At 66.9% G+C, this 19,366-nt stretch carries 21 protein-coding genes and 3 pseudogenes; 13 read left to right on the top strand and 11 right to left on the bottom strand.

All coding sequences use genetic code 11. From position 1 onward, the window contains the following. Window positions 1-14: 14 nt before the first annotated feature. From OX89_RS17950 to OX89_RS03580, 3 genes are all read right to left on the bottom strand, one after another. The gene (locus OX89_RS17950) at window positions 15-281 is read right to left on the bottom strand and encodes a hypothetical protein (protein WP_047349587.1); all 267 of its coding nucleotides are present in this window, start codon (window positions 279-281) and stop codon (window positions 15-17) included. A 195-nt stretch (window positions 282-476) separates the two neighbouring features. Beyond that, a complete protein-coding gene (locus OX89_RS03585; RefSeq protein ID WP_011804445.1) occupies window positions 477-989 on the bottom strand; it encodes a hypothetical protein in 513 nt (170 codons plus the stop codon). Window positions 990-1,012: 23 nt separating this feature from the next. After that, on the bottom strand, window positions 1,013-2,134 hold the full coding sequence (locus OX89_RS03580; protein WP_015912651.1) for a cupin domain-containing protein: 1,122 nt from the start codon (window positions 2,132-2,134) through the stop codon (window positions 1,013-1,015). A gap of 53 nt (window positions 2,135-2,187) precedes the next feature. Between OX89_RS03580 and OX89_RS03575 the strand changes: the two genes are divergently transcribed. Further along, the gene (locus tag OX89_RS03575; RefSeq protein ID WP_015912650.1) at window positions 2,188-2,712 is read left to right on the top strand and encodes a peptidylprolyl isomerase; all 525 of its coding nucleotides are present in this window, start codon (window positions 2,188-2,190) and stop codon (window positions 2,710-2,712) included. A 94-nt stretch (window positions 2,713-2,806) separates the two neighbouring features. Here OX89_RS03575 and OX89_RS03570 read toward each other — a convergent pair whose 3' ends face one another. From OX89_RS03570 to coaBC, 3 genes are all read right to left on the bottom strand, one after another. Then, window positions 2,807-3,304 (bottom strand): glycine zipper 2TM domain-containing protein, encoded by a 498-nt coding sequence (locus OX89_RS03570; RefSeq protein ID WP_015912649.1) that lies wholly within the window; start codon window positions 3,302-3,304, stop codon window positions 2,807-2,809. A gap of 165 nt (window positions 3,305-3,469) precedes the next feature. Continuing rightward, window positions 3,470-3,916, bottom strand: a complete 447-nt coding sequence (gene dut / locus OX89_RS03565) for a dUTP diphosphatase (RefSeq protein ID WP_015912648.1) — start codon at window positions 3,914-3,916, stop codon at window positions 3,470-3,472. A gap of 97 nt (window positions 3,917-4,013) precedes the next feature. Then, window positions 4,014-5,234 (bottom strand): bifunctional phosphopantothenoylcysteine decarboxylase/phosphopantothenate--cysteine ligase CoaBC, encoded by a 1,221-nt coding sequence (coaBC, locus tag OX89_RS03560; RefSeq protein ID WP_047349586.1) that lies wholly within the window; start codon window positions 5,232-5,234, stop codon window positions 4,014-4,016. Window positions 5,235-5,325: 91 nt separating this feature from the next. Here coaBC and OX89_RS03555 point away from each other — a divergent pair, with 91 nt between their 5' ends. From OX89_RS03555 to OX89_RS03530, 6 genes are all read left to right on the top strand, one after another. Continuing rightward, a complete protein-coding gene (locus tag OX89_RS03555; RefSeq protein WP_047349585.1) occupies window positions 5,326-6,984 on the top strand; it encodes a CTP synthase in 1,659 nt (552 codons plus the stop codon). 15 nt (window positions 6,985-6,999) lie between these two features. Then, window positions 7,000-7,857, top strand: a complete 858-nt coding sequence (gene kdsA, locus OX89_RS03550; protein WP_011804438.1) for a 3-deoxy-8-phosphooctulonate synthase — start codon at window positions 7,000-7,002, stop codon at window positions 7,855-7,857. A 4-nt stretch (window positions 7,858-7,861) separates the two neighbouring features. Then, on the top strand, window positions 7,862-8,152 hold the full coding sequence (locus tag OX89_RS03545; protein WP_047349584.1) for a DUF1330 domain-containing protein: 291 nt from the start codon (window positions 7,862-7,864) through the stop codon (window positions 8,150-8,152). 83 nt (window positions 8,153-8,235) lie between these two features. Further along, complete coding sequence (eno, locus tag OX89_RS03540; RefSeq protein WP_015912643.1) at window positions 8,236-9,522, top strand: phosphopyruvate hydratase; 1,287 nt, start codon at window positions 8,236-8,238, stop codon at window positions 9,520-9,522. A gap of 26 nt (window positions 9,523-9,548) precedes the next feature. Beyond that, a complete protein-coding gene (locus tag OX89_RS03535) occupies window positions 9,549-9,833 on the top strand; it encodes a septum formation initiator family protein (protein ID WP_011804436.1) in 285 nt (94 codons plus the stop codon). After that, complete coding sequence (locus tag OX89_RS03530; RefSeq protein ID WP_047349583.1) at window positions 9,830-10,294, top strand: hypothetical protein; 465 nt, start codon at window positions 9,830-9,832, stop codon at window positions 10,292-10,294. Before OX89_RS03535 ends, OX89_RS03530 begins: the two co-directional genes overlap by 4 nt. A 92-nt stretch (window positions 10,295-10,386) precedes the next feature. Here OX89_RS03530 and OX89_RS03525 read toward each other — a convergent pair whose 3' ends face one another. Both OX89_RS03525 and OX89_RS03520 read right to left on the bottom strand, forming a co-directional pair. Next, window positions 10,387-11,373: an Hsp33 family molecular chaperone HslO gene (locus OX89_RS03525; RefSeq protein WP_047349582.1), complete on the bottom strand. Its 987-nt coding sequence runs from the start codon at window positions 11,371-11,373 to the stop codon at window positions 10,387-10,389. A gap of 32 nt (window positions 11,374-11,405) precedes the next feature. Continuing rightward, window positions 11,406-11,930 carry a gamma carbonic anhydrase family protein gene (locus OX89_RS03520; protein WP_011804433.1) on the bottom strand — a complete coding sequence of 175 codons (525 nt, stop codon included), beginning with the start codon at window positions 11,928-11,930 and terminating at the stop codon, window positions 11,406-11,408. A gap of 49 nt (window positions 11,931-11,979) precedes the next feature. On the opposite strand from OX89_RS03520, the gene OX89_RS03515 reads away from it, so the two are divergent. The 5 genes and pseudogenes from OX89_RS03515 to OX89_RS18975 all read left to right on the top strand — a co-directional run. Next, window positions 11,980-12,786, top strand: coding sequence for a ferritin-like domain-containing protein (locus OX89_RS03515; RefSeq protein ID WP_047349581.1), 807 nt, complete (start codon window positions 11,980-11,982; stop codon window positions 12,784-12,786). A 147-nt stretch (window positions 12,787-12,933) separates the two neighbouring features. Next, a pseudogene (locus OX89_RS18985) lies at window positions 12,934-13,389 on the top strand (EAL domain-containing protein); the annotation flags it as partial. A 1-nt stretch (window position 13,390) separates the two neighbouring features. Continuing rightward, on the top strand, window positions 13,391-13,889 hold a 499-nt coding region (locus tag OX89_RS18980), incomplete at its 5' end, for an EAL and HDOD domain-containing protein (RefSeq protein ID WP_369799241.1). Between the two features lie 50 nt (window positions 13,890-13,939). Beyond that, window positions 13,940-14,825 (top strand): annotated as a pseudogene (locus tag OX89_RS03505) (EAL and HDOD domain-containing protein); the annotation flags it as partial. Between the two features lies 1 nt (window position 14,826). After that, window positions 14,827-15,202: pseudogene (locus tag OX89_RS18975) on the top strand (EAL domain-containing protein); the annotation flags it as partial. A 47-nt stretch (window positions 15,203-15,249) separates the two neighbouring features. Here OX89_RS18975 and OX89_RS03500 read toward each other — a convergent pair. The 3 genes from OX89_RS03500 to OX89_RS03490 all read right to left on the bottom strand — a co-directional run bounded on the left by OX89_RS03500 (window position 15,250) and on the right by OX89_RS03490 (window position 18,237). Continuing rightward, window positions 15,250-16,227 (bottom strand): tripartite tricarboxylate transporter substrate binding protein, encoded by a 978-nt coding sequence (locus OX89_RS03500; RefSeq protein ID WP_011804429.1) that lies wholly within the window; start codon window positions 16,225-16,227, stop codon window positions 15,250-15,252. A gap of 79 nt (window positions 16,228-16,306) precedes the next feature. Further along, window positions 16,307-17,206 carry a site-specific tyrosine recombinase XerD gene (gene xerD / locus OX89_RS03495; RefSeq protein ID WP_047349631.1) on the bottom strand — a complete coding sequence of 300 codons (900 nt, stop codon included), beginning with the start codon at window positions 17,204-17,206 and terminating at the stop codon, window positions 16,307-16,309. 68 nt (window positions 17,207-17,274) lie between these two features. Then, the gene (locus tag OX89_RS03490; RefSeq protein WP_047349579.1) at window positions 17,275-18,237 is read right to left on the bottom strand and encodes a tripartite tricarboxylate transporter substrate binding protein BugE; all 963 of its coding nucleotides are present in this window, start codon (window positions 18,235-18,237) and stop codon (window positions 17,275-17,277) included. A 152-nt stretch (window positions 18,238-18,389) separates the two neighbouring features. On the opposite strand from OX89_RS03490, the gene OX89_RS03485 reads away from it, so the two are divergent. Then, window positions 18,390-19,307 carry an AEC family transporter gene (locus OX89_RS03485; protein WP_011804426.1) on the top strand — a complete coding sequence of 306 codons (918 nt, stop codon included), beginning with the start codon at window positions 18,390-18,392 and terminating at the stop codon, window positions 19,305-19,307. The last annotated feature ends 59 nt before the right edge of the window (window positions 19,308-19,366 follow it).

Genomic DNA, 19,366 nt, shown 5'->3' with positions numbered 1-19,366 from the left:
GCATCAGAGTGTTCTTACTTGGCTTCGGAAGCGGCAGCGCCGGTAGCGGCGGCAGCAGCAGCATCAGCAGCTGCCTTGGCGGCATCGGAAGCTGCGTCGGTAGCGGCAGCAGCAGGTGCCTCGACAGACGCTGCGGCCGCGGGAGCAGGTGCGGGCTCAACAGCCGGTGCGGGAGCAGGAGCTTCCACAGGAGCGGGAGCAGGTGCGGGCTCTTCCTTCTTGCCGCAAGCGGCGAGAGCGGCAGCAGCGATCAAAGCAGCCAGAACGACGGAGTTCTTCATTTGGTGTCCTATCAAGCGGAACGATTGTTATCAAACAGCCCAACGCCGCCATCCACGCGGCTAGTCAGGCAGTGGCGCTACGCTTTGCGAAGCAAACGCCGGGGGGGCAAAACCAGTTCGGAATTATAGAAAGATTTCGTCAATAGTAGATAACACGAATAACTGGCTACCCTTGTTACAAAGAGGGTGAATCCGTCACAGGCCAAGTACGGATGCAGGGAATCCAGGAGTGCTCTTGCGGTCTACCCACTCCTGCAGCGATTCGCGCAGGATGATGCGGCGCTCCGGCTCGGCGCCGGCGACGCCGTTGCACCGCACCGGGTCGTGCCGCTGCAGCGCCCACAGCGGCGACCACAGTGCACTGGGCACATCCTGCGGATCTGCGACGGACGCCTTGCGGCAGACAATGATGTGGTCCCAGCGCACGCGCCACTGCACAAAGCGCGCGTGCCGCCGCACGATTTCATTGAACCCCGCCGCCACCAGCACGAAGCGCCGCCCCGCCCGCGCCCAGTCCTGCAGGGAATCGGCCACGGAGCGCTCCCCCAACGGCCAATCGTGGAAGCTGGCGTCCGACAGGATGAGCTCGGGCCAACCTTCGCGCGCAGCGCATGCCAGGGCATCGCGCACCAGTTGCTGAAATGCCACCCGCCCTTCAAACCGGCCAGCGGGCAGCGATGACTGTGCGTGCGAGATGGCGTCTTCCATGGTTTGTCTCCGGCGGCGACACGTCAGGCCTGCGCGCCCGCATGGGCCCAGCCTGCCTCGCACCAAGCGGACAGCAGCTCCAATGCTTCATCGCTCGCCCGCGCGAGGTCCCGCGAGTCCAGGAGACGCTCGTCGGCCAAGCGACGCATCAGTACCGCATCGCGACCGGCCGCGCGATAGCTTTCGCCGTTGATGAACACATGCCTGTCGTCATACATCATGCGCGTGCGCCGGTCCAGCACCACGCTCTCCAGCATGCCCGCCGGAGACGGCTCGAACCACACGTTGGGCTTGGGTTCGGTCAGAGCCTCGCCCAGCGCGCACTCCAGCGCCTGAGGCTGCTGCAACGCGCGCTGCACCGCCTTGCGTGCGAAGTCTTGCAACGCGGCCGGGATGGCTCCCGGGTTCGCAACAGCGGACTGCTGTGCGTCACGGTAGATGGCCCCCTCCTCGTCGGCCGCCGCCTCCGCCATGCGCTGCAGCACCTCATGCGCCAACTGGGCACCATTGGGCGAGCGAAAGCCGATGGAATAGGTCATGCATTCCCCCTCGGCAATGCCATCGTGGGCCCAGCCCGGGGGCAGGTAGAGCATGTCGCCGGGCTCGAGCACATGCTCTTCTTCGGGCTCGAAAGCCGCGAGGATCTTCAGCGGCAAGCCGGGGCGCAGCGTCTTGTCCTTTTGCCGGCCAATGCGCCAGCGCCGCCGCCCATGGGCCTGCAGCAGGAAGACGTCGTAGTTGTCGAAATGCGGCCCCACGCCTCCGCCGTCGGTGGCATAGCTGATCATCAGGTCATCAAGCCGCGCCTCGGGCACGAAACGGAACTGCTGCAGCAGCGCGTGCACGGCATCGTTGTGCAGATCCACACCTTGCACCAGCGCGGTCCAGCGCGGCGTGGCCAGGGACGGCAGGGAGCGGCGTGCCAACGGCCCGTGGCGCAGCACCCATTGGCCGGCCTTATCCTGGATGAAGCGCGACTCCACACCGTCCTGCCCCGCCAGCTCCAGCAGTTCGGCGCGGCTCAGCAGCGGCTTGAAGCCGGGGATGGCCTGGCGCACCAGCAGCGGCTTCTTGTGCCAGTGGCGGCGCATGAACTGCGCCGGGCTCAGCCCCCCGAGCAGGGCCAGCGGTTGTTGAACGTCCATGGAATCGAAATGGCCGCGCGCGCGGCAGGGCAGTGAACTGCGACAATTCTCCTATGGAAATTACCGAACAATGTGTGGTCGCCTTGACCTGGGTCCTGAAAGACACGCTGGGCGAGGAACTGGATGTGCTCGACGATCCCGTGGAATTCCTCGTGGGGGGCGACGACCTGCTGGGCCGCATCGACCAGGCCCTGCAGGGCCATGGCGTCGGCGCCGAACTCTCGCTGCACCTGGAGCCCGAGGAAGCTTTTGGGGACTACCAGGACAAGCTGCTCTTCCTGGAGCCCCGCCAACTGTTTCCCGCGGATATCGAAGAAGGCATGACGTTCGAGGGAACGGCTTTGCCCCAAGGCGTCAACCCCGATGCACCGCGCGACGCGCTGTACACCGTGGCGCAGATCTACCCTGAGCACGTGGTGCTGGACGGCAACCATCCGCTGGCAGGCATCGCACTGCGGCTGCAGCTCAAGGTGCACGCGGTGCGCGAAGCCACGGAGGAAGAAATCGGCCGTGGCACAGCGGGTACGGGGTTCTTCCGCATTCAGCCGCAGGCGCCGGGCAGCGACCTGATCCACTGAACCACGCACCTTTCGGCACACAGCCCCAAAAAAACGGGCTCCCCTCGGGAGCCCGTTGTGTGTGCGCGGCGCCGCCATCGGCGCGTCAATCGTCTTACATGCGTGATATCTGTCCGCCATACAGCCGCACGCGGTCTCCGGTGCGCAAATCGCCTGGCGACGGCACTTCGTACACCCGCTGGCCGCCCCGGTCCAGGTTCACCGTGATGCGATAGGCCTCGTAATCGCCGGTGTTATTGCGGCCTTCGATGGCGTTGCCCGCCACCGCGCCACCCACGGCCCCGATGGCGGTAGCCGCCGTGCGGCCGGAGCCCGAGCCAATTTGATTGCCCAGCACGCCGCCCACGACGGCACCCAGGATCGCGCCAGCGCCGGACGTGCGGTTGCGCGCCTGCAGTCCCTCGATGTAGGCCACGGTGCCGTACTCGGTACCTTGCTGGTTAGGGTAGGTGGTGTATCCCGGCGCCGGTTGGCTGGTGTAACCGGGCGTCGGATGGTAGTCAGAATAGCGCGGCTGTTCGGCGCAGGCGACCAGTGCGCCAGCCACCAGCGCGGAGCCGGCCAAGGCGATGAAGCGGGAATGAGGACGCATGGAAATCTCCTTGGTTCAACAATGCAAGCATGGCTACATGAAAGCGGCCACCCATTGGGAGATTGAAGCACCGCAGCATCCTGCACACTGCCGGCCATGCCCGGCGGGCCTCGTAGTGAAGTGCGCACCCGCCATGTAGGCAGGGGCCGACAGCGGCGCTGGCGCTCAGTGCTTGCCCGTGGAGCCGTAGCCGCCCTCACCGCGCTCGCTGGCCGGAAACTCCTGCACCACGTTGAACTGGGCTTGCACCACCGGCACGATGACCAACTGCGCCAGGCGCTCCATGGGTTGCAGGGTGAAGGCCTGGGGGCTGCGGTTCCACGCGCTGACCATGAGTTGCCCCTGGTAGTCGCTGTCGATCAGGCCCACCAGGTTGCCCAGCACGATGCCGTGCTTGTGGCCCAGCCCCGAGCGCGGCAGGATCAGCGCGGCATAGCCCGGGTCCTGAAGGTAGATGGCGATGCCCGTGGGCACCAATTGCCAGGCGTTGGGCTCCAGCGTGAGCGGCGCGTCCAGGCACGCGCGCAGGTCCAGCCCCGCGCTGCCGGGCGTGGCATACGTTGGCAATTGATCCGCCATGCGGGGGTCGAGAATCTTGACGTCGATTTTCATGGGAGCAGAGGTTCAAAGGAATGGTCGAGCGGCGTCACGCCGGCAGCACCGCGAGCCGAGCCCGCGATCATCGCCCAACCGGTGCACCCCTACCCGCTCAAACGGCGGCAAGGCGCCGCGCGATCTCCGCCACGAGCTGATGGCCCAGCGCCTCCTTGGAAGCACGGGGCAGTTCACGATGGCCCTGCGCGTCCACCAGCAGCAGCGCATTGTCGTCCTGCCCGAACGTGGCCGGGCCGATATTGCCCACCAGCAACGGCACGCCCTTGCGCTCGCGCTTGGCGCTGGCATGCTCCAGCAGGTTCTCGCTCTCGGCGGCAAACCCCACACAGTACAGACGGCCAGCGCGCGCGCGCTCGGTGCGCGCCACCGTGGCCAGGATGTCGGGGTTCTCCACAAACTCCAGCGCCGGCACGTCGCCCGTGCCGTCCTTCTTGATCTTGTGCAGCGCAGCAGTGGCGGGACGCCAGTCCGCCACCGCGGCCGTAGCTATGAAAATAGTAGCTTCTCGCGCTTGCTCCTCAACGATTGCAAGCATGTTTTGTGCTGAACGCACGTCGATGCGCCGCACGCCCCGCGGGGTGGGCAGATGCACCGGCCCGGCGACCAATGTGACCTGTGCGCCAGCGGCACGCGCCGCGCGGGCAATCGCAAAGCCCATCTTGCCGCTGGACAGGTTGGTGATGCCGCGCACCGGGTCAATGGCCTCGAAGGTGGGGCCAGCGGTAATCAGCACGTGCTGGCCCGTAAGCAACTGGGGGGTGAAGAAGGCCTCCAGTTCCTCCAGAATCTCCGCGGCCTCTAGCATGCGGCCGTCGCCCGTCTCGCCACAGGCCTGGTCACCAAAGCCCACGCCCAGCACCGTCGCGCCGTCGCGCGCCACCTGGGCCAGGTTGCGCTGAGTGGCCGGGTGGCCCCACATCTCGCGGTTCATGGCGGGGGCCAGCAGCAACGGCACCCGATCCCGGGGCCGTGCCAGACACAGCAGGCTCAATAACTCGTCGGCCCGCCCCTGCACCAGCCGCGCGATGAAGTCCGCGCTGCACGGCGCAATGAGGATCGCGTCCGCCTCGCGGCTCAGGTTGATATGGGGCATGTTGTTCGCCTCGCGCGCGTCCCACTGCGAGGTGTAGACGCTGCGTCCCGACAGCGCCTGCATGGTCACGGGCGTGATGAACTGCGCAGCCGCCTCGGTCATGACCACCTGCACCGTGGCGCCGGCCTTCACCAGCAGCCGGCACAGTTCCGCCGATTTGTAGCAGGCCACGCCGCCGCTCAAGCCCAGGACAATGTGTTTGCCAGCCAACTGTTCGTTCATGGGGGCGCAATTTAGCAGAGGGCATGGCCCCTGCCACTGCATCCCTGCAGTGGGCTGATTACAATCCCAATTTCCCACCACCATCAAAGACATGACCAAATTCGTCTTCGTCACCGGCGGTGTGGTGTCTTCCCTGGGCAAGGGAATCGCCTCAGCCTCCCTTGCCGCGATCCTCGAATCGCGGGGTCTCAAAGTCACCCTCATCAAGCTCGACCCGTACATCAACGTGGACCCGGGCACCATGTCACCGTTCCAGCATGGTGAGGTCTTCGTGACCGACGACGGCGCCGAAACCGACTTGGACCTCGGCCACTACGAGCGCTTCATCGAAACGCGCATGAAGCAGGCCAACAACTTCACCACCGGCCGCATCTACCAAAGTGTGCTGGAGAAGGAGCGCCGCGGCGACTACCTTGGCAAGACCGTGCAGGTGATCCCGCACGTGACCAATGAAATCCAGGAGTTCATCAAGCGCGGCGCCGGCATCGGCACGCCAGACGCCGTGGACGTGGCCATCTGCGAGGTGGGCGGCACGGTGGGCGACATCGAGTCGCTGCCCTTCCTGGAGGCCGTGCGCCAGCTGTCGCTCAAGCTGGGGCCGAACAACTCGGCTTTCGTGCACCTGACCTACCTGCCCTGGATCGCCACGGCCGGCGAGCTCAAGACCAAGCCCACGCAGCACACGGTGCAGAAGCTGCGCGAGATCGGCATCCAGCCCGACGCCCTCCTGTGCCGCGCCCAGCAGGCCGTGCCCGACGAGGAGCGCGAGAAGATCTCCCTGTTCACCAACGTGCCCGAGTGGGGCGTGATCAGCATGTGGGACGTGGACACCATCTACAAGGTGCCACGCATGCTGCACGAGCAGGGCCTGGACGGCCTGATCTGCGACAAGCTGCGCCTGAACACGCCGCCCGCCAACCTCAAGCGCTGGGACGCGCTGGTGCACGAGACCGAGCACCCGCAGGGCGAGGTGAAGATCGCCATGGTGGGCAAGTACGTGGAGCTGTCGGACGCGTACAAGTCCGTCAACGAGGCGCTCAAGCACGCCGGCATGCAAAGCCATGTGCGCGTGAAGATCGACCACCTGGACTCGGAAGACATCACCGACGCGAACGCTCGCGAGCGGCTCGGTGCCTACGACGCCATCCTCGTGCCCGGGGGCTTCGGCAGCCGCGGCGTGGAGGGCAAGATCTCCACGGCGCGCTACGCGCGCGAGCACCAGGTGCCCTACCTGGGCATCTGCCTGGGGATGCAGGTGGCCACCATCGAATACGCGCGCCACGTGGCGGGCCTGCAGGGCGCCAATTCCACCGAGTTCGACCCCGCCACGCCGCATCCGGTCATCGCCCTGATCACCGAATGGAAGGACGAGGACGGCACCATCAAGACGCGCTCCGAGAATTCCGACCTGGGCGGCACCATGCGCCTGGGCGCGCAGTCCTCCGACGTGCAGCCGGGCACGCTGGCCCACAGCATCTACGGCGACGTGGTGACCGAGCGCCACCGCCACCGCTACGAGGCCAACGTGCAGTACCTGGACAAGCTGCGCACCGCCGGCTTGGTGATCTCGGCGCTCACGCAACGTGAGCACCTGACCGAGATCGTCGAGCTGCCCAAGAGCGTTCACCCCTGGTACATCGGCGTGCAGTTCCACCCCGAGTTCAAGTCCACGCCCTGGAGCGGCCACCCGCTGTTCAACGCCTTCATCAAGGCGGCCGTGGAACACCAGAAGCCAGCGGCGAAAGCCTGATTGGAAGGAAAGCCCATGCAGCTGTGCGGATTCGACGTCGGCCTGGACCAACGCTTCTTCCTGATCGCGGGCACCTGCTCCATTGAAGGCCTGGAGATGTCGCTCGACGTGGCCGGCCAACTCAAGGAGGCCTGCGCGCCGCTGGGCATCCCGCTGATCTACAAGGGCTCGTTCGACAAGGCCAACCGCTCGTCCGGCACCAGCAAGCGCGGTGTCGGCCTGGATGCCGGTTTGAAGATCCTTGACGAAGTGCGCCGCCAGTTGCAGCTGCCCATCCTGACCGATGTGCACGACACCTCGCACGTGGCCGAAGTGGCCAGCGTGGTCGACGTACTGCAGACCCCGGCCTTCCTGTGCCGCCAGACGGATTTCATCCGCGCCGTGGCGCAAAGCGGCAAGCCGGTGAACATCAAGAAGGGCCAGTTCCTTGCGCCCTGGGACATGAAGAACGTCATCGACAAGGCCCGCGCCGCCGCGCGCGAGGTGGGCCTGTCGGAAGACCGCTTCCTGGCCTGCGAGCGCGGCGTGAGCTTTGGCTACAACAACCTCGTGGCCGACATGACCAGCCTGGCCGAGATGCGCAACTCCGGCGCGCCCGTGGTGTTCGACGTGACCCACTCGGTACAGAAGCCCGGCGGCCTGGGCGCCGTGAGCGGCGGCGCGCGCGACATGGTGCCCGTGCTGGCCCGTGCCGGCGTGGCCGTCGGCGTGGCGGGCCTGTTCATGGAAACGCACCCCAAGCCGGCCGAGGCATGGTCGGACGGCCCCAACGCCGTGCCGCTCAAGCACATGCGCGCGTTGCTTGAAACGCTGGTGGCGCTCGACGACGTGACCAAGAAGAACGGTTTTCTCGAAAACAACTTTGGAGCCTGACACCATGCCCAGCGGCAACATCATCGCCAACGTCCGCGTGACCAACCCCGCGCAGTACGAGGAATACAAGAAGTGGTCCACCGCCGCCTTCGCGGCGCACAACGCCGAGATCTGCGTGCGTGGCGGCCAGGTGGAGGTGATGGAGGGCGACTGGCAGCCCGAGCGTGTGGTGATCGCCAAGTTCCCCAGCTTCGAGGCGGCCAAGGCGTTCTACGATTCGCCCGAATACGGCAAGGCCCGTGCGGCGCGCGAGGGCGCAGCCATCATGCGGCTGGTGTGCGTCGAAGGCCTTTGATGCTACCCATTTGATAGCTGCCAGCGCTTGATGGAAAAGCGCTAGCGGCCAATTTGATTAAAAACTCCCGCAAAAGGAAACCCATGAGTGCCATCGTTGACATCGTAGGCCGCGAAGTGCTGGACAGCCGCGGCAATCCCACCGTCGAATGCGACGTGCTGCTGGAATCGGGCGTGATGGGCCGCGCGGCCGTGCCCTCGGGCGCGTCCACCGGCTCGCGCGAAGCCATCGAGCTGCGCGACGGCGACAAGGCCCGCTACCTGGGCAAGGGCGTGCTCAAGGCCGTGGAGCACATCAACACCGAGATCAGCGAGGCCGTACTGGGCCTGGACGCCTCCGAGCAGGCCTTCCTGGACAAGACCCTGATCGACCTGGACGGCACCGACAACAAGAGCCGCCTGGGCGCCAACGCCATGCTGGCCGTCTCCATGGCCGTGGCCCGCGCCGCCGCCGAAGAGTCCGGCCTGCCCCTGTACCGCTACCTCGGCGGCATGGGCGGCATGCAGCTGCCCGTGCCGATGATGAACGTCATCAACGGCGGCGCGCACGCCAACAACAGCCTGGACCTGCAGGAGTTCATGATCATCCCCGTGGGCGCACCGAGCTTCCGCGAGGCCGTGCGCTGGGGCGCCGAGGTGTTCCACGCGCTCAAGAAGATCATCCACGACAAGGGCATGAGCACCGCCGTGGGCGACGAAGGCGGTTTTGCGCCTTCCGTGGAAAACCACGAAGCCGCCATCCAGCTGATCCTGCAGGCGATTGAGGCCGCCGGCTACACCGCGGGCGAGCAGATCGCCCTGGGCCTGGACTGCGCCGCCAGCGAGTTCTACAAGGACGGCCAGTACGTGCTGGAAGGCGAAGGCGGCCTGCGCCTGACCGCCCAGCAGTGGACCGACATGCTCGCCACCTGGTGCGACAAGTACCCCATCATCTCCATCGAAGACGGCATGGCCGAAGGCGACTGGGACGGCTGGAAGACCCTGACCGAGCGCCTGGGCCAGAACGTGCAGTTGGTAGGCGACGACCTGTTCGTGACCAACACCAAGATCCTGAAGGAAGGCATCGACAAGCGCATCGCCAACTCGATCCTCATCAAGATCAACCAGATCGGCACGTTGACCGAGACCTTCGCCGCCATCGAGATGGCCAAGCGCGCCGGCTACACCGCCGTGATCAGCCACCGCTCGGGCGAGACCGAGGACTCGACGATCGCCGACATCGCCGTGGGCACCAACGCCGGCCAGATCAAGACCGGCTCGCTCTCGCGCTCCGACCGCATCGCCAAGTACAACCAGCTGTTGCGCATCGAAGAAGACCTGGGCGACATCGCCTTCTATCCCGGCCGCGCCGCGTTCTACAACCTGCGCTAAGCCCACCCGCGCCGCTGCGCCCCGCCATGGGCACACGCATCGTTCCGCTCGCCCTGCTGCTGCTCCTCGTGGGGATCCACGCGCAGCTGTGGACCGGGCGCGGCAGTGTCGGCCATGTAGAGGACATGCGCCGGCAGATCGCCGCCCAGCAGGCGGCGAATGCGCAGGCGCGCCAGGCCAATGAGCGCCTGGCCGCCGAAGTGCAGGACCTGAAGGACGGCCTGGAGATGGTCGAGGAAAAGGCGCGCAGCGAACTGGGAATGGTCAAGCCTGGCGAGATCTACGTGCACGTCACGCCGGCCCGCAAGTGAGCCCCTCGCCCGGCCCCGTGCCCGGCGCTGCGGCGGTGCGCATCGCCATCCTGGGCGCGCACGCGCCCGCCTGCACCGCCTTGCGCGACGGCATCGCACAGCACTATCCCGCGCTCGCAGTCGCGGCGGCCGGCCCCGATCTGCCAGCCCTGCCGGCGGACCTCACGCTGCTGTGCGCACTGGACCTTCCCGATGCACATGAGCTGCTACTGCGCGCCGCGCTGGCCCAGGCCGGCACGGCCTATCAGGTGCTGTACGGGCCGCCAGCGGCGCAACTTCGCAACGCACTAAACGCTATTGATTTAATAGCTGCTCGCGCTTGCCCATCAAGCGCAGAAGCCGAATTGGAGTCGGAACCCAGCCGTCCTCGGCTGCGCGCTTGGGGTTGCGAAGAATGCGTGGAGCCCCAGTGCGAGCACCGGCTGTTCACCGCGCTGCGCGGCCTGGGTGCGGGGGCGTGAGGCGGACGCTTCACGCTCGTTGAAGCGCGACCGCCTGCAGCGCCACGGCGCGCAGGCTGGCTCGCAGAAGCCGCCCAGAGCGGCCGCCTGGATCACTGCATGCGCGACGGCGCGGGCGGCTGCTTGTGCGGATCGGTGAACAGCTGCGCGGCATCCACCGGGTCGAAGTGGTACTGCTGGCCGCAGTATTCGCAGCCCACCTCGATGTTGCCACGCTCCTCCAGGATGCTCTCGACCTCTTCCGTGCCCAGGCTGCGCAGCATGTTGCCCACACGCTCGCGGCTGCAGGAGCACGCGAAGCGCGGGCCGCTATCGCCCTGCTGAGGCGCAAAGCGCAGCAGTTTTTCCTCCCAGAACAGGCGGCGCAGGATGGTGTCCACGTCCAGCGTGAGCAGCTCCTCGCGCGTGAGGCTGCTCGCCAGGGTGGCGATACGGTTGTAGTCCTCGTTGCGGCCGATCTGGTCCTCATCCTCGCGCCCATGGCCGCCGGCCAGGTTGGCTTCGCCCTTCAGGGGCATGCGCTGGATCAGCAGGCCCGCCGCCACCTGGTCGTTGGCAGCCAGCACCAGCGTGGTATCGAGCTGCTCGGACTGCAGCATGTAGTGCTGCAGCACGTCGCTGAGCTTGTGCAGCTTTTCCTGGTGGTCGCCATACAGCGGCACCACACCCTGGTAGGGCTGCTGGCCTGGCAGACGGTCCTTGGGGTCCAGCGTGATGGCGCAGCGCCCGCCGCCGCCCACGTTCACCATGTCCGGCAGGCCCGCGTTCGCGGGCAGTTCGCCCGACACCGACGCGGTGGCGCGCAGGCTCAGGTCGGACTGCACCTCGGCCACGGCCAGCTTGACGGGGCCGTCACCAAAGACCTGCAGCACCAGCGCACCGTTGAACTTGATGTTCGACTGCATCAGCACGCCGGCGGCGGCCATCTCACCCAGCAGTTCGCTCACGGGCGCGGGGTATGGCCCCGTTTCGGTGTTGGCCGCGCGGCGGCGCAGCAGCTCTGTCCAGGCGTCGGTCAGGCGCACGATCATGCCGCGCACGGGCAGGCCATCAAACAAAAACTTGTGCAGTTCGGACACGCAGTATTTCCAGTCAATCAATGGCCGGGCTATTACCCCAGCTTGCGCAGACCCGCCTTGAAGCGGCGCGCGTTTTCCATGTAATGCCGCGCACTCTGGCGCAGCCCTTCGATCTGCTCGGGCGTGAGCTGGCGCACCACCTTGGCCGGACTGCCCAGGATCATCGATCCGTCGGGAAACTCCTTGCCCTCGGTGACCAGCGAGCCGGCGCCCACCAGGCAGTTGCGGCCTATCTTCGCGCCGTTGAGCACGATGGCGCCAATGCCGATCAGTGATTCATCCCCGACGGTGCAGCCATGCAGCATGACCTGGTGGCCCACGGTGACGCGCTCACCGATCACCAGCGGCTGGCCGATGTCGGCGTGCAGCACGCTCGCGTCCTGCACGTTGGTGCCCGCGCCGATGGTGATGCGCGCCGTGTCGCCACGCACCACGGTGCCGAACCATACGCTGGCGTCCTCGCCCAGCACCACGTCGCCCATCACCTGGCCACTGTCGGCCACCCAGGCCGATGCGGCCACCTGCGGCGCCACGCCGTCGAGTTCATAGATCGCCATCGCTTGTCTGTCTCCGTTGTTTGTGTAGGGGGAACCTAGAATTGTAGGGATGGAGCTTCGCCAACGTGCCCTGGAGGTCTTGCGCCTCTGCGACCCTGAAGAAAAATCGGCCGCAGCGCTGGATATGTATGCGCAAGCAGCTCGCATTTCAATAGCGACGGAAATGCGTCTCACCGCCCCGCCCGCCGACACCCTGCCCGGCCGCCCCGCGCGGCCGCAGCTGCTGCACCACACCGCCGTGGCACGCCGCTCGCCCGCCACGCCCGAGGGGCGCGCGGTGCTGATCCACGCCATCGCCCATATCGAGTTCAACGCCATCAACCTCGCGCTGGACGCCATCTGGCGCTTTGCCGGCATGCCCGAGACGTTCTACCGCGACTGGCTGCGCGTGGCGGCCGAGGAGGCGAAGCATTTTTTCCTGCTGCGTGACCACCTGCGCCGGCAACTGCACCATGACTATGGCGACTTTCCCGCGCACCAGGGCCTGTGGAGCATGTGCGAGAAGACGGCCGACGACATCGTGGCGCGCATGGCCCTGGTGCCGCGCACCCTGGAGGCGCGCGGACTGGATGCCACGCCGCTGATCCAGCACAAGCTGCGCCAGGTCGGTACACCGGACGCGCTGGCCGCCGTGGCGATCCTGGACACCATCCTGCGCGAGGAAGTGGGCCACGTGGCCATCGGCAACCACTGGTACGGCTGGCTGTGCACGCGCGACGGACTGGACCCCGTGGCGCACTACGCCGCGCTGGTCCAGCGTTACGAAGCCCCCCGCCCGAAGCCGCCGCTGAACGAGGCGGCACGCCGCGCCGCCGGTTTCAGCGAGGCGGAGATGCGCTGGCTGCAGCACGGCTGAATCGCCTCCAGCCGCACTGCCATCCCCGAGCCATCGGGGGTTCTTCCCTACAATGCCAGCAGCGATACGCCACGCCGCTGCCGCCAGCCCTCGCGCCTGCGGCGGGCATCCGCATCGCCCGGTATCCCGCACACGCCCAGGCATTCCATGACGAACTCCACACCTCCCGCTTCTCCCTCGGCGGCCGGCGCCTCCCAGGCTGGCAGCACCGGCTCCATGATCGCCCGGCAGGCCATCATGAACGGCCAGCAGGCGGTCGTCGGCTACGAACTCTTCAACCGCTCGCGCTCCACCGTCGGCCACACGGCCGCCAGCGACGTGATCCTGGTCTTCACCGCGCTGTCGCATGCGGGCACCGAAGAGCTGATGGGCAAGATGCTGATTTTCGTGAACTGCACCCACGAAAGCCTGACGGGCGGGCACCTGGAACTGGTGAACCCCGACAAGGTGGTGCTGGAGATCCCTCCGCTGGGCCACGTGGCCGCGACCGAGGTGCATGCGCGGCTTCCCATCCTGCAGGCGCTGCGCAGCCGCGGCTTTCACCTCGCCTTCAACCACACGGTGCTGGAGTCCACCTACGCGCCCTGGCTGCCGCTGGCCGACNCCTGATCAACTCCGCGGGGCTGGGCATGACGCGCGAGATCACCTCCTTTCGCCAGGCGGTGCTGCTGCTGGGACTCAAGAAGCTGTTCCGCTGGGCCGCCCTGCTGCTCACGGCGGTGCGCAGCGGCGGCACGCCCCCGGCCGTGGGGCAGACGGCCGTGGTGCGCGGCCGCCTCATGGAACTGCTGGCCCAGGAATTTCTGCCCGCCGAAGAAGCCGACCAGGCGTTCGTGATCGGCATCTTCTCCATGCTGGACCAGATGCTCGGCATGCCGCTGGCCTCCGCCGTGGGGCTGCTCAACCTGCCCGAAGAGCTGTCCACTGCCCTGCTACAACGCAGCAACGTGTACGGCCAGCTGCTGACACTGGCCGAAGCCTGCGAGACCAGCGACGACCACACCTTCGACCAGATCGCCCAATCGCTCCACCTGACGAACCAGCAGATCAACTGGGCCCACTTGCAAGCCCTGGCCTGGGCGGACCAGATGGCGCCCGCCTGAGCCACTGCCGCGCCGACCTCCTAGAATCCAACGAACTTCCCACGCCATCCATGTCGAGCCTTCCAGACACCGCCGCACAGCTCCCCGCCGATTCCGCCCAGCCATCACCCGAGGCCACCGAGGCGCAGAACCAGGTCGTCATCGCACGACAGGCCATCCTGGACGAACAGCGCACCGTCTTTGGCTACGAACTGTTCGACCGGTCCACCGCCGCGGACGCGCACACCGCCGCCAGCGATGCCGCGCTGCTGTTCAACGCGCTGTCGTATGCGGGCTCCGAGGCGCTGGTGGGCAAGAAAACCGTCTTCATCAATTGCACGCATGACAGCCTGGCCGGCGGACACCTGGAGTTGATCCACCCCGAGAAAGTGGTGCTGGAAGTACCCACGCTCGGCACCCAGGCCACGGCCGAGCAGATCGAGCAGTACATCCCCACGCTGCAAGCGGTGCGCGCGCGCGGCTTTCGGCTGGCCTTCAACCAGGACGTGCTGCGGCGCGCCTACAGCAGCTGGGTGCCTCTGGCCTCGTTCATCAAGCTGGACATGCAGGCCTTCAAGCCGGAGCTCGCCGAGCCGCTCGTGAAGTTCGCCCAGGCCCACTCGCAGGCCACGCTGGTGGCCGAGAAGGTAGAAACGGCCGAACAGTACCAGCGCATGGCTTCGCTGGGCGTGAAGCTGTTCCAGGGCTACTGGTTCGCGCAGCCCTCGCTGGTCAAGGCGCAAACCATCCGCCCCTCGCAGGCAACCATCATCCAGCTCATCAACCTGGTGCGCCAGCAGGCCAGCACCGGAGAGATCGAGGAGCTGCTCAAGAAGGACCCCACGCTGTCCTTCAACCTGCTGCGTTTCATCAATTCCTCGGGCTTCGGCCTGTCGTGCGAGGTGACCTCGTTCCGTCACGCGGTGATGATCCTGGGCCTGAAGAAGCTGTTCCGCTNCGGCTCGCCGCCCGCCGTGGGCCAGACGGCCGTGGTGCGCGGCCGCCTGATGGAACTGCTGGCCGCCGAGCTGCTGCTCCCCGAGGAATGCGACAACGCCTTCGTGGTGGGTGTCTTCTCGCTACTGGACGCGATGCTGGGCGTGCCGCTGGAGCGCGCCCTGGAAACGGTGGCCCTGCCCCAGCCGGTGCTTGACGCACTGCTGCACAACAAGGGTGTGTTCGCCCCCTTCCTCGAACTCACCAAGGCCTGCGAAAGCGGTGACGACGAGGCTTTCGCGCGCACGGCCGAAGCGCTGCACCTGTCCAACCGCCAGGTCAACTGGGCCCACCTGCAGGCACTGGCCTGGGCCGAGAGCCTGACGGCCGACGAATAAACCCGATGCCCCCTGCGCGCGGGCCGGCCGGCGCGCCCAGGGCCGCTTCAGTTCAGGCGGATGTTGGCGGCGCGGATGATGCGCGCGTTGCTCTGCGACTCCGCCGCGATCTGCCGGCGAAATGCCTCGGCGCTGCCGCCCGTGGGCACGTTGTCCGAAGCCTCCAGGCGCGCCTGGATGTCGGGCAGCGCCAGCGCACGGTTGATCTCGGCATTCAAGCGCTCCAGCACCGCGGCCGGCACGCCCGCTGGCGCGAACATGCCGAACACCGAATTCAGGTTGGCCGCGGGCAGGCCCAGTTCGCCCAGCGTGGGCACGTTCGGCAGGGTGGTCAGCCGCGCGGGCGCACCCACGGCCAGCGGGTGCAGCTTGCCCGCCTTGATCTGCTGCATCACGGCCGGGCCGGCGTTGGTGGACAGCACCTCGAACTGACCCGAAAGCGCATCGTTCAGTTGTTGCCCGCCGCCCTTGTAGGGCACGTGCGTGATCTGCACGCCGCTGCCCTGCATGATGTGTTCCAGCATGATGTGGCCCAGCGACGCCAGCCCCGATGTGGCCCATCGCACCTGGCCCGGCTGCGCCTTGGCGGTCGCCAGCAGGCTGCGGAAGTCACGCTCCTTGGCGGCCTGCGTGCCCAACAACAGCACGGGCGAGTACATCACGCTGGCCACGGGCACGATGTCGCGCGTTGCGTCGTACGGCGGCGTGCCCAGGTGCGGGTTGAGCACCAGCGGGCTGATCGCCGAGAAGCCCAGCGTGTAGCCATCGGGCGCCGCCTTAGCCACCGCGTCCATGCCGATGGTGCCGCCCGCGCCGGCCTTGTTCTCCACCACCACGGGCGTGCCCAGGCGTTCGGACAGTTTGTCGCCCAACGCGCGGGCGACCACGTCGCTGACGCCGCCCGCGGGATAGGCCACGACGATGCGGATGGGCTTGGCGGGCCAAGTCTGGGCCTGCGCGCCCAGGGGCAGCGCGGCAGCCAGCGCGAGGGAGGCCAGCACGCGACGGCGCACGGAATCTGTCATTGCAACTCCAGAGTTTCAAGAAAGAGCGCGATTTTTCACCCGTTTGCCGCTGTCCGCCGGCACTCCGCGCCATGCCCCTTCAACCGCGCGGATGGTGCTGCGCATGCAACGCCTTCAGCCGCTCGCGCGCCACGTGGGTGTAGATGGTGGTGGTGGAAATGTCGGCGTGGCCCAGCAGCAGTTGCACCACGCGCAGGTCCGCACCGTGGTTCAACAGGTGCGTGGCAAAGGCATGGCGCAGCGTGTGGGGCGACAGCGGCGCGGTGATGCCTGCAGCCTGCGCGCATTTCTTGACGATGACCCAGAACATCACGCGCGACATGGCCGCGCCGCGCTGCGTGACGAACAGGTCATCCGTTTGCTGCCCGCCCAGGATGGCGCCACGCCCCTCGGCCAGGTAGCGCTGCAGCCAGCGGTGCGCCTCCTCGCCAAAGGGCACCAGCCGCTCCTTGCCGCCCTTGCCTATGACGCGCAGCACGCCTTCAGCCAGCCCCAGGTGGAAGGTTTTCAGCGTGACCAGCTCGCTTACGCGCAGGCCGCTCGCGTACATCAGCTCCAACATGGTGCGGTCGCGCAGGCCCAGCGGCGTGGCATCGTCCGGCGCATGCAGCAGGGCCTCCACCTGCGCCTGCGTCAGCGTCTTGGGCACGCGCAGCGGCTGGCGCGCGGCCTGCAGGCGCACTGTGGGATCGGCTGCAATGCGCCGCTCGCGCAATGCCCAGTGGAAGTAGCGCCGCAGCACGGTGAGGCGGCGGTTGGCCGACGTGGCGCGCGTTTGCGCGTGGCGGGCAGCGAAGTAGCCCTGCAGGTGGTGCTCGGCCGTGGCATCCAGCGCCAGCGGAGGGTTCTGCTGCGCCAGCCATTGGGCATACAGCGTGAGGTCCCGGCGGTAGGCGGCCAGCGTGTTGCGCGACAGGCCGTCCTCCAGCCACAGGGCGTCGATGAAGGGGTCTATGGCGTTCTGGCTGTCGGGCAACATGGCGAAAACCATAGCACCAAAAAAACGCCCGCGGTAGGCGGGCGTTTTTCAGAGGGCTGGGGACGCGCTTATTCCAGCGTGAGCTTCTGCTTTTGCACCACCTGCTTGTACACGCCGAACTCGGCCTTGATCTGCTCGGCGAACTGCTCGGGCGTGTTGGCGACGATGATCGAGTCGGTGTCCTCGATGCGCTTGCGCACGGCGGCATCTTCCAGCGCCTTCTTCACGCCGCCGTTGATCTTGTCCACCACCTCCTTGGGCAGGTTCTTGGGACCCAGAATGCCGTAGTAGGCCATGCGGTTCACCGGCTCCAGACCCACTTCCTTGAAGGTGGGCACATTGGGCAGTGCCGCCACGCGCTGCGGCGCGGACACCACGATGGGCACGAGCTTGCCGCTCTTGATGAAAGGCAACGCTGAGGGCAGGTTGTCGAAGATGATGGGCACCTGACCCGCCACGGTGTCGTTGAGTGCCGGACCCGCGCCGCGGTAGGGGATGTGCGTGACGAAGCTGTTGGTGAGGCTCTTGTACAGCTCCATCAGCAGGTGGCCGATGCCGCCTGTGCCCGAGGACGCGTACGAGTACTTGCCGGGGTTCTTCTGGATCTCCGCCAGGAAGGACTTGTAGTCCTTGGCCGGGAAGCTGGGATGCACCGCGATGATGTTGGGCGTGGCCGCGATGTTGATGATGGGCGTGAAGTCCGTGATCGGGTTGTACGGGATCTTGGAGTTGATGGCCGGATTGGCCGCCGTGGTGGACACGGTGGCCACGCCCAGGTTGTACCCATCGGGTGCTGCGCGCGCCGTTTCCTGCGCGCCAATCACGCCGCCGCCGCCGCCCCGGTTCTCCACCACCACCGACTGGCCGAGCGCGCGCGACAGTGGGTCGGCGATCACGCGGGCGATGATGTCGGTGGTGCCGCCGGGCGCGAAGGGCACCAGCAGCTTGACGGGCTTGTTGGGGTAGCCCTGGGCGAAGGCGGTGCCCGCGGTGGCCGCCAGCGCCAAAGCCAGCAGGTTGCGACGTTGCATGCGAAATCTCCTCATCAAATTGTGTTTGGTGGAAAAAACAGGGGGTAGGCGGCGATCCTACGGTGCCATGCCGCTTTGACCACCGCGGGCGCCGCGCTGATTTGTTGGGAGTTTCCCCAATCATTCGCGCCGCCGGCCTACAGCGCCACGGTATGCTGCGCGCCGTGAGTTACGTGCAGCTTCTTCTCCCGGATTTCTCGCTGATCCTGTTCGGCTACCTGCTGTGCCGCTACACGCCCCTCAACCGCTCCGTCTGGCAGCCGGTGGAAAGCCTGGTGTATTACCTGCTGTTCCCGGTGCTGCTGTTCCAGTCCATCGTCAAGAGCCCCATCAACGTGGGCGAGGCCACCGGCCTGGTGGTGGCCGGCGTGGGCACGGGCCTGTGCGGCGTGGTGCTGGCCTACAGCCTGCCGCACCTGCCCTGGCTGGGCAGGCACATCGACCGGCGCGACCACGCGGCGGCGGCGCAGGTGGCCTTCCGCTTCAACTCCTTCATCGTGCTGGCCCTGGCCGAGCGCCTGGCGGGTGCGCAGGGCCTGCTCATGGTGGCGGTGCTGATTGGCGTGTGCGTACCGCTGCTGAACGTGGCCGCCGTGTGGCCCATGGCGCGCGGCGGCCAGCAGGGCTTCGTGCGCGAACTGCTGCGCAACCCGCTGATCATCGCCACGGCGACGGGGCTGGCGGCCAACCTGCTGGGCTTTCGCATCCCGCCGTGGCTGGAGCCCACGGTGGGTCGCATCAGCGCCGCGTCGCTGGCGCTGGGGCTCATGGCGGCGGGCGCGGGCATGCAGTTCGGCCTGCTCACGCGCAGCAAGCTGCTGTCCGTGTCGGTGCTGACCATTCGCCACCTCGCGCAGCCGCTGATCGCCTGGGGGTTCGCGCATCTGCTGGGGCTGGACGCCATACAGACCTCGGTGCTGATGGCGTTCTGCGCCGTGTCCACCGCATCCACCTGCTATGTACTCGCCGCACGCATGGGCTACAACGGCGCGTATGTCGCAGGCCTGGTCACGCTGTCCACCGTGCTGGGGGTGGTGAGCCTGCCCTTCGCGCTGGGCTTGTTGCGTTGATGCTATTTAATTAGGCGCTGTTCGCGTTACGTATTGATTTCGTCCATACTGTTGTCCAG

The sequence above is a fragment of the Diaphorobacter sp. J5-51 genome (genome assembly GCF_001023515.1).
Lineage (GTDB): Bacteria > Pseudomonadota > Gammaproteobacteria > Burkholderiales > Burkholderiaceae_C > Diaphorobacter > Diaphorobacter nitroreducens.
This window is presented reverse-complemented; position numbering and strand designations above follow the sequence as displayed.

Bases quoted from the DNA above. Each gene is read 5' to 3' on its own strand.
- OX89_RS17950 (WP_047349587.1), bottom strand. From the start codon at position 281: ATGAAGAACTCCGTCGTTCTGGCTGCTTTGATCGCTGCTGCCGCTCTC.
- OX89_RS03585 (WP_011804445.1), bottom strand. From the start codon at position 989: ATGGAAGACGCCATCTCGCACGCACAGTCATCGCTGCCCGCTGGCCGG.
- OX89_RS03580 (WP_015912651.1), bottom strand. From the start codon at position 2,134: ATGGACGTTCAACAACCGCTGGCCCTGCTCGGGGGGCTGAGCCCGGCG.
- OX89_RS03575 (WP_015912650.1), top strand. From the start codon at position 2,188: ATGGAAATTACCGAACAATGTGTGGTCGCCTTGACCTGGGTCCTGAAA.
- OX89_RS03570 (WP_015912649.1), bottom strand. From the start codon at position 3,304: ATGCGTCCTCATTCCCGCTTCATCGCCTTGGCCGGCTCCGCGCTGGTG.
- dut (WP_015912648.1), bottom strand. From the start codon at position 3,916: ATGAAAATCGACGTCAAGATTCTCGACCCCCGCATGGCGGATCAATTG.
- coaBC (WP_047349586.1), bottom strand. From the start codon at position 5,234: ATGAACGAACAGTTGGCTGGCAAACACATTGTCCTGGGCTTGAGCGGC.
- OX89_RS03555 (WP_047349585.1), top strand. From the start codon at position 5,326: ATGACCAAATTCGTCTTCGTCACCGGCGGTGTGGTGTCTTCCCTGGGC.
- kdsA (WP_011804438.1), top strand. From the start codon at position 7,000: ATGCAGCTGTGCGGATTCGACGTCGGCCTGGACCAACGCTTCTTCCTG.
- OX89_RS03545 (WP_047349584.1), top strand. From the start codon at position 7,862: ATGCCCAGCGGCAACATCATCGCCAACGTCCGCGTGACCAACCCCGCG.
- eno (WP_015912643.1), top strand. From the start codon at position 8,236: ATGAGTGCCATCGTTGACATCGTAGGCCGCGAAGTGCTGGACAGCCGC.
- OX89_RS03535 (WP_011804436.1), top strand. From the start codon at position 9,549: ATGGGCACACGCATCGTTCCGCTCGCCCTGCTGCTGCTCCTCGTGGGG.
- OX89_RS03520 (WP_011804433.1), bottom strand. From the start codon at position 11,930: ATGGCGATCTATGAACTCGACGGCGTGGCGCCGCAGGTGGCCGCATCG.
- OX89_RS03515 (WP_047349581.1), top strand. From the start codon at position 11,980: ATGGAGCTTCGCCAACGTGCCCTGGAGGTCTTGCGCCTCTGCGACCCT.
- OX89_RS03500 (WP_011804429.1), bottom strand. From the start codon at position 16,227: ATGACAGATTCCGTGCGCCGTCGCGTGCTGGCCTCCCTCGCGCTGGCT.
- xerD (WP_047349631.1), bottom strand. From the start codon at position 17,206: ATGTTGCCCGACAGCCAGAACGCCATAGACCCCTTCATCGACGCCCTG.
- OX89_RS03490 (WP_047349579.1), bottom strand. From the start codon at position 18,237: ATGCAACGTCGCAACCTGCTGGCTTTGGCGCTGGCGGCCACCGCGGGC.
- OX89_RS03485 (WP_011804426.1), top strand. From the start codon at position 18,390: ATGCTGCGCGCCGTGAGTTACGTGCAGCTTCTTCTCCCGGATTTCTCG.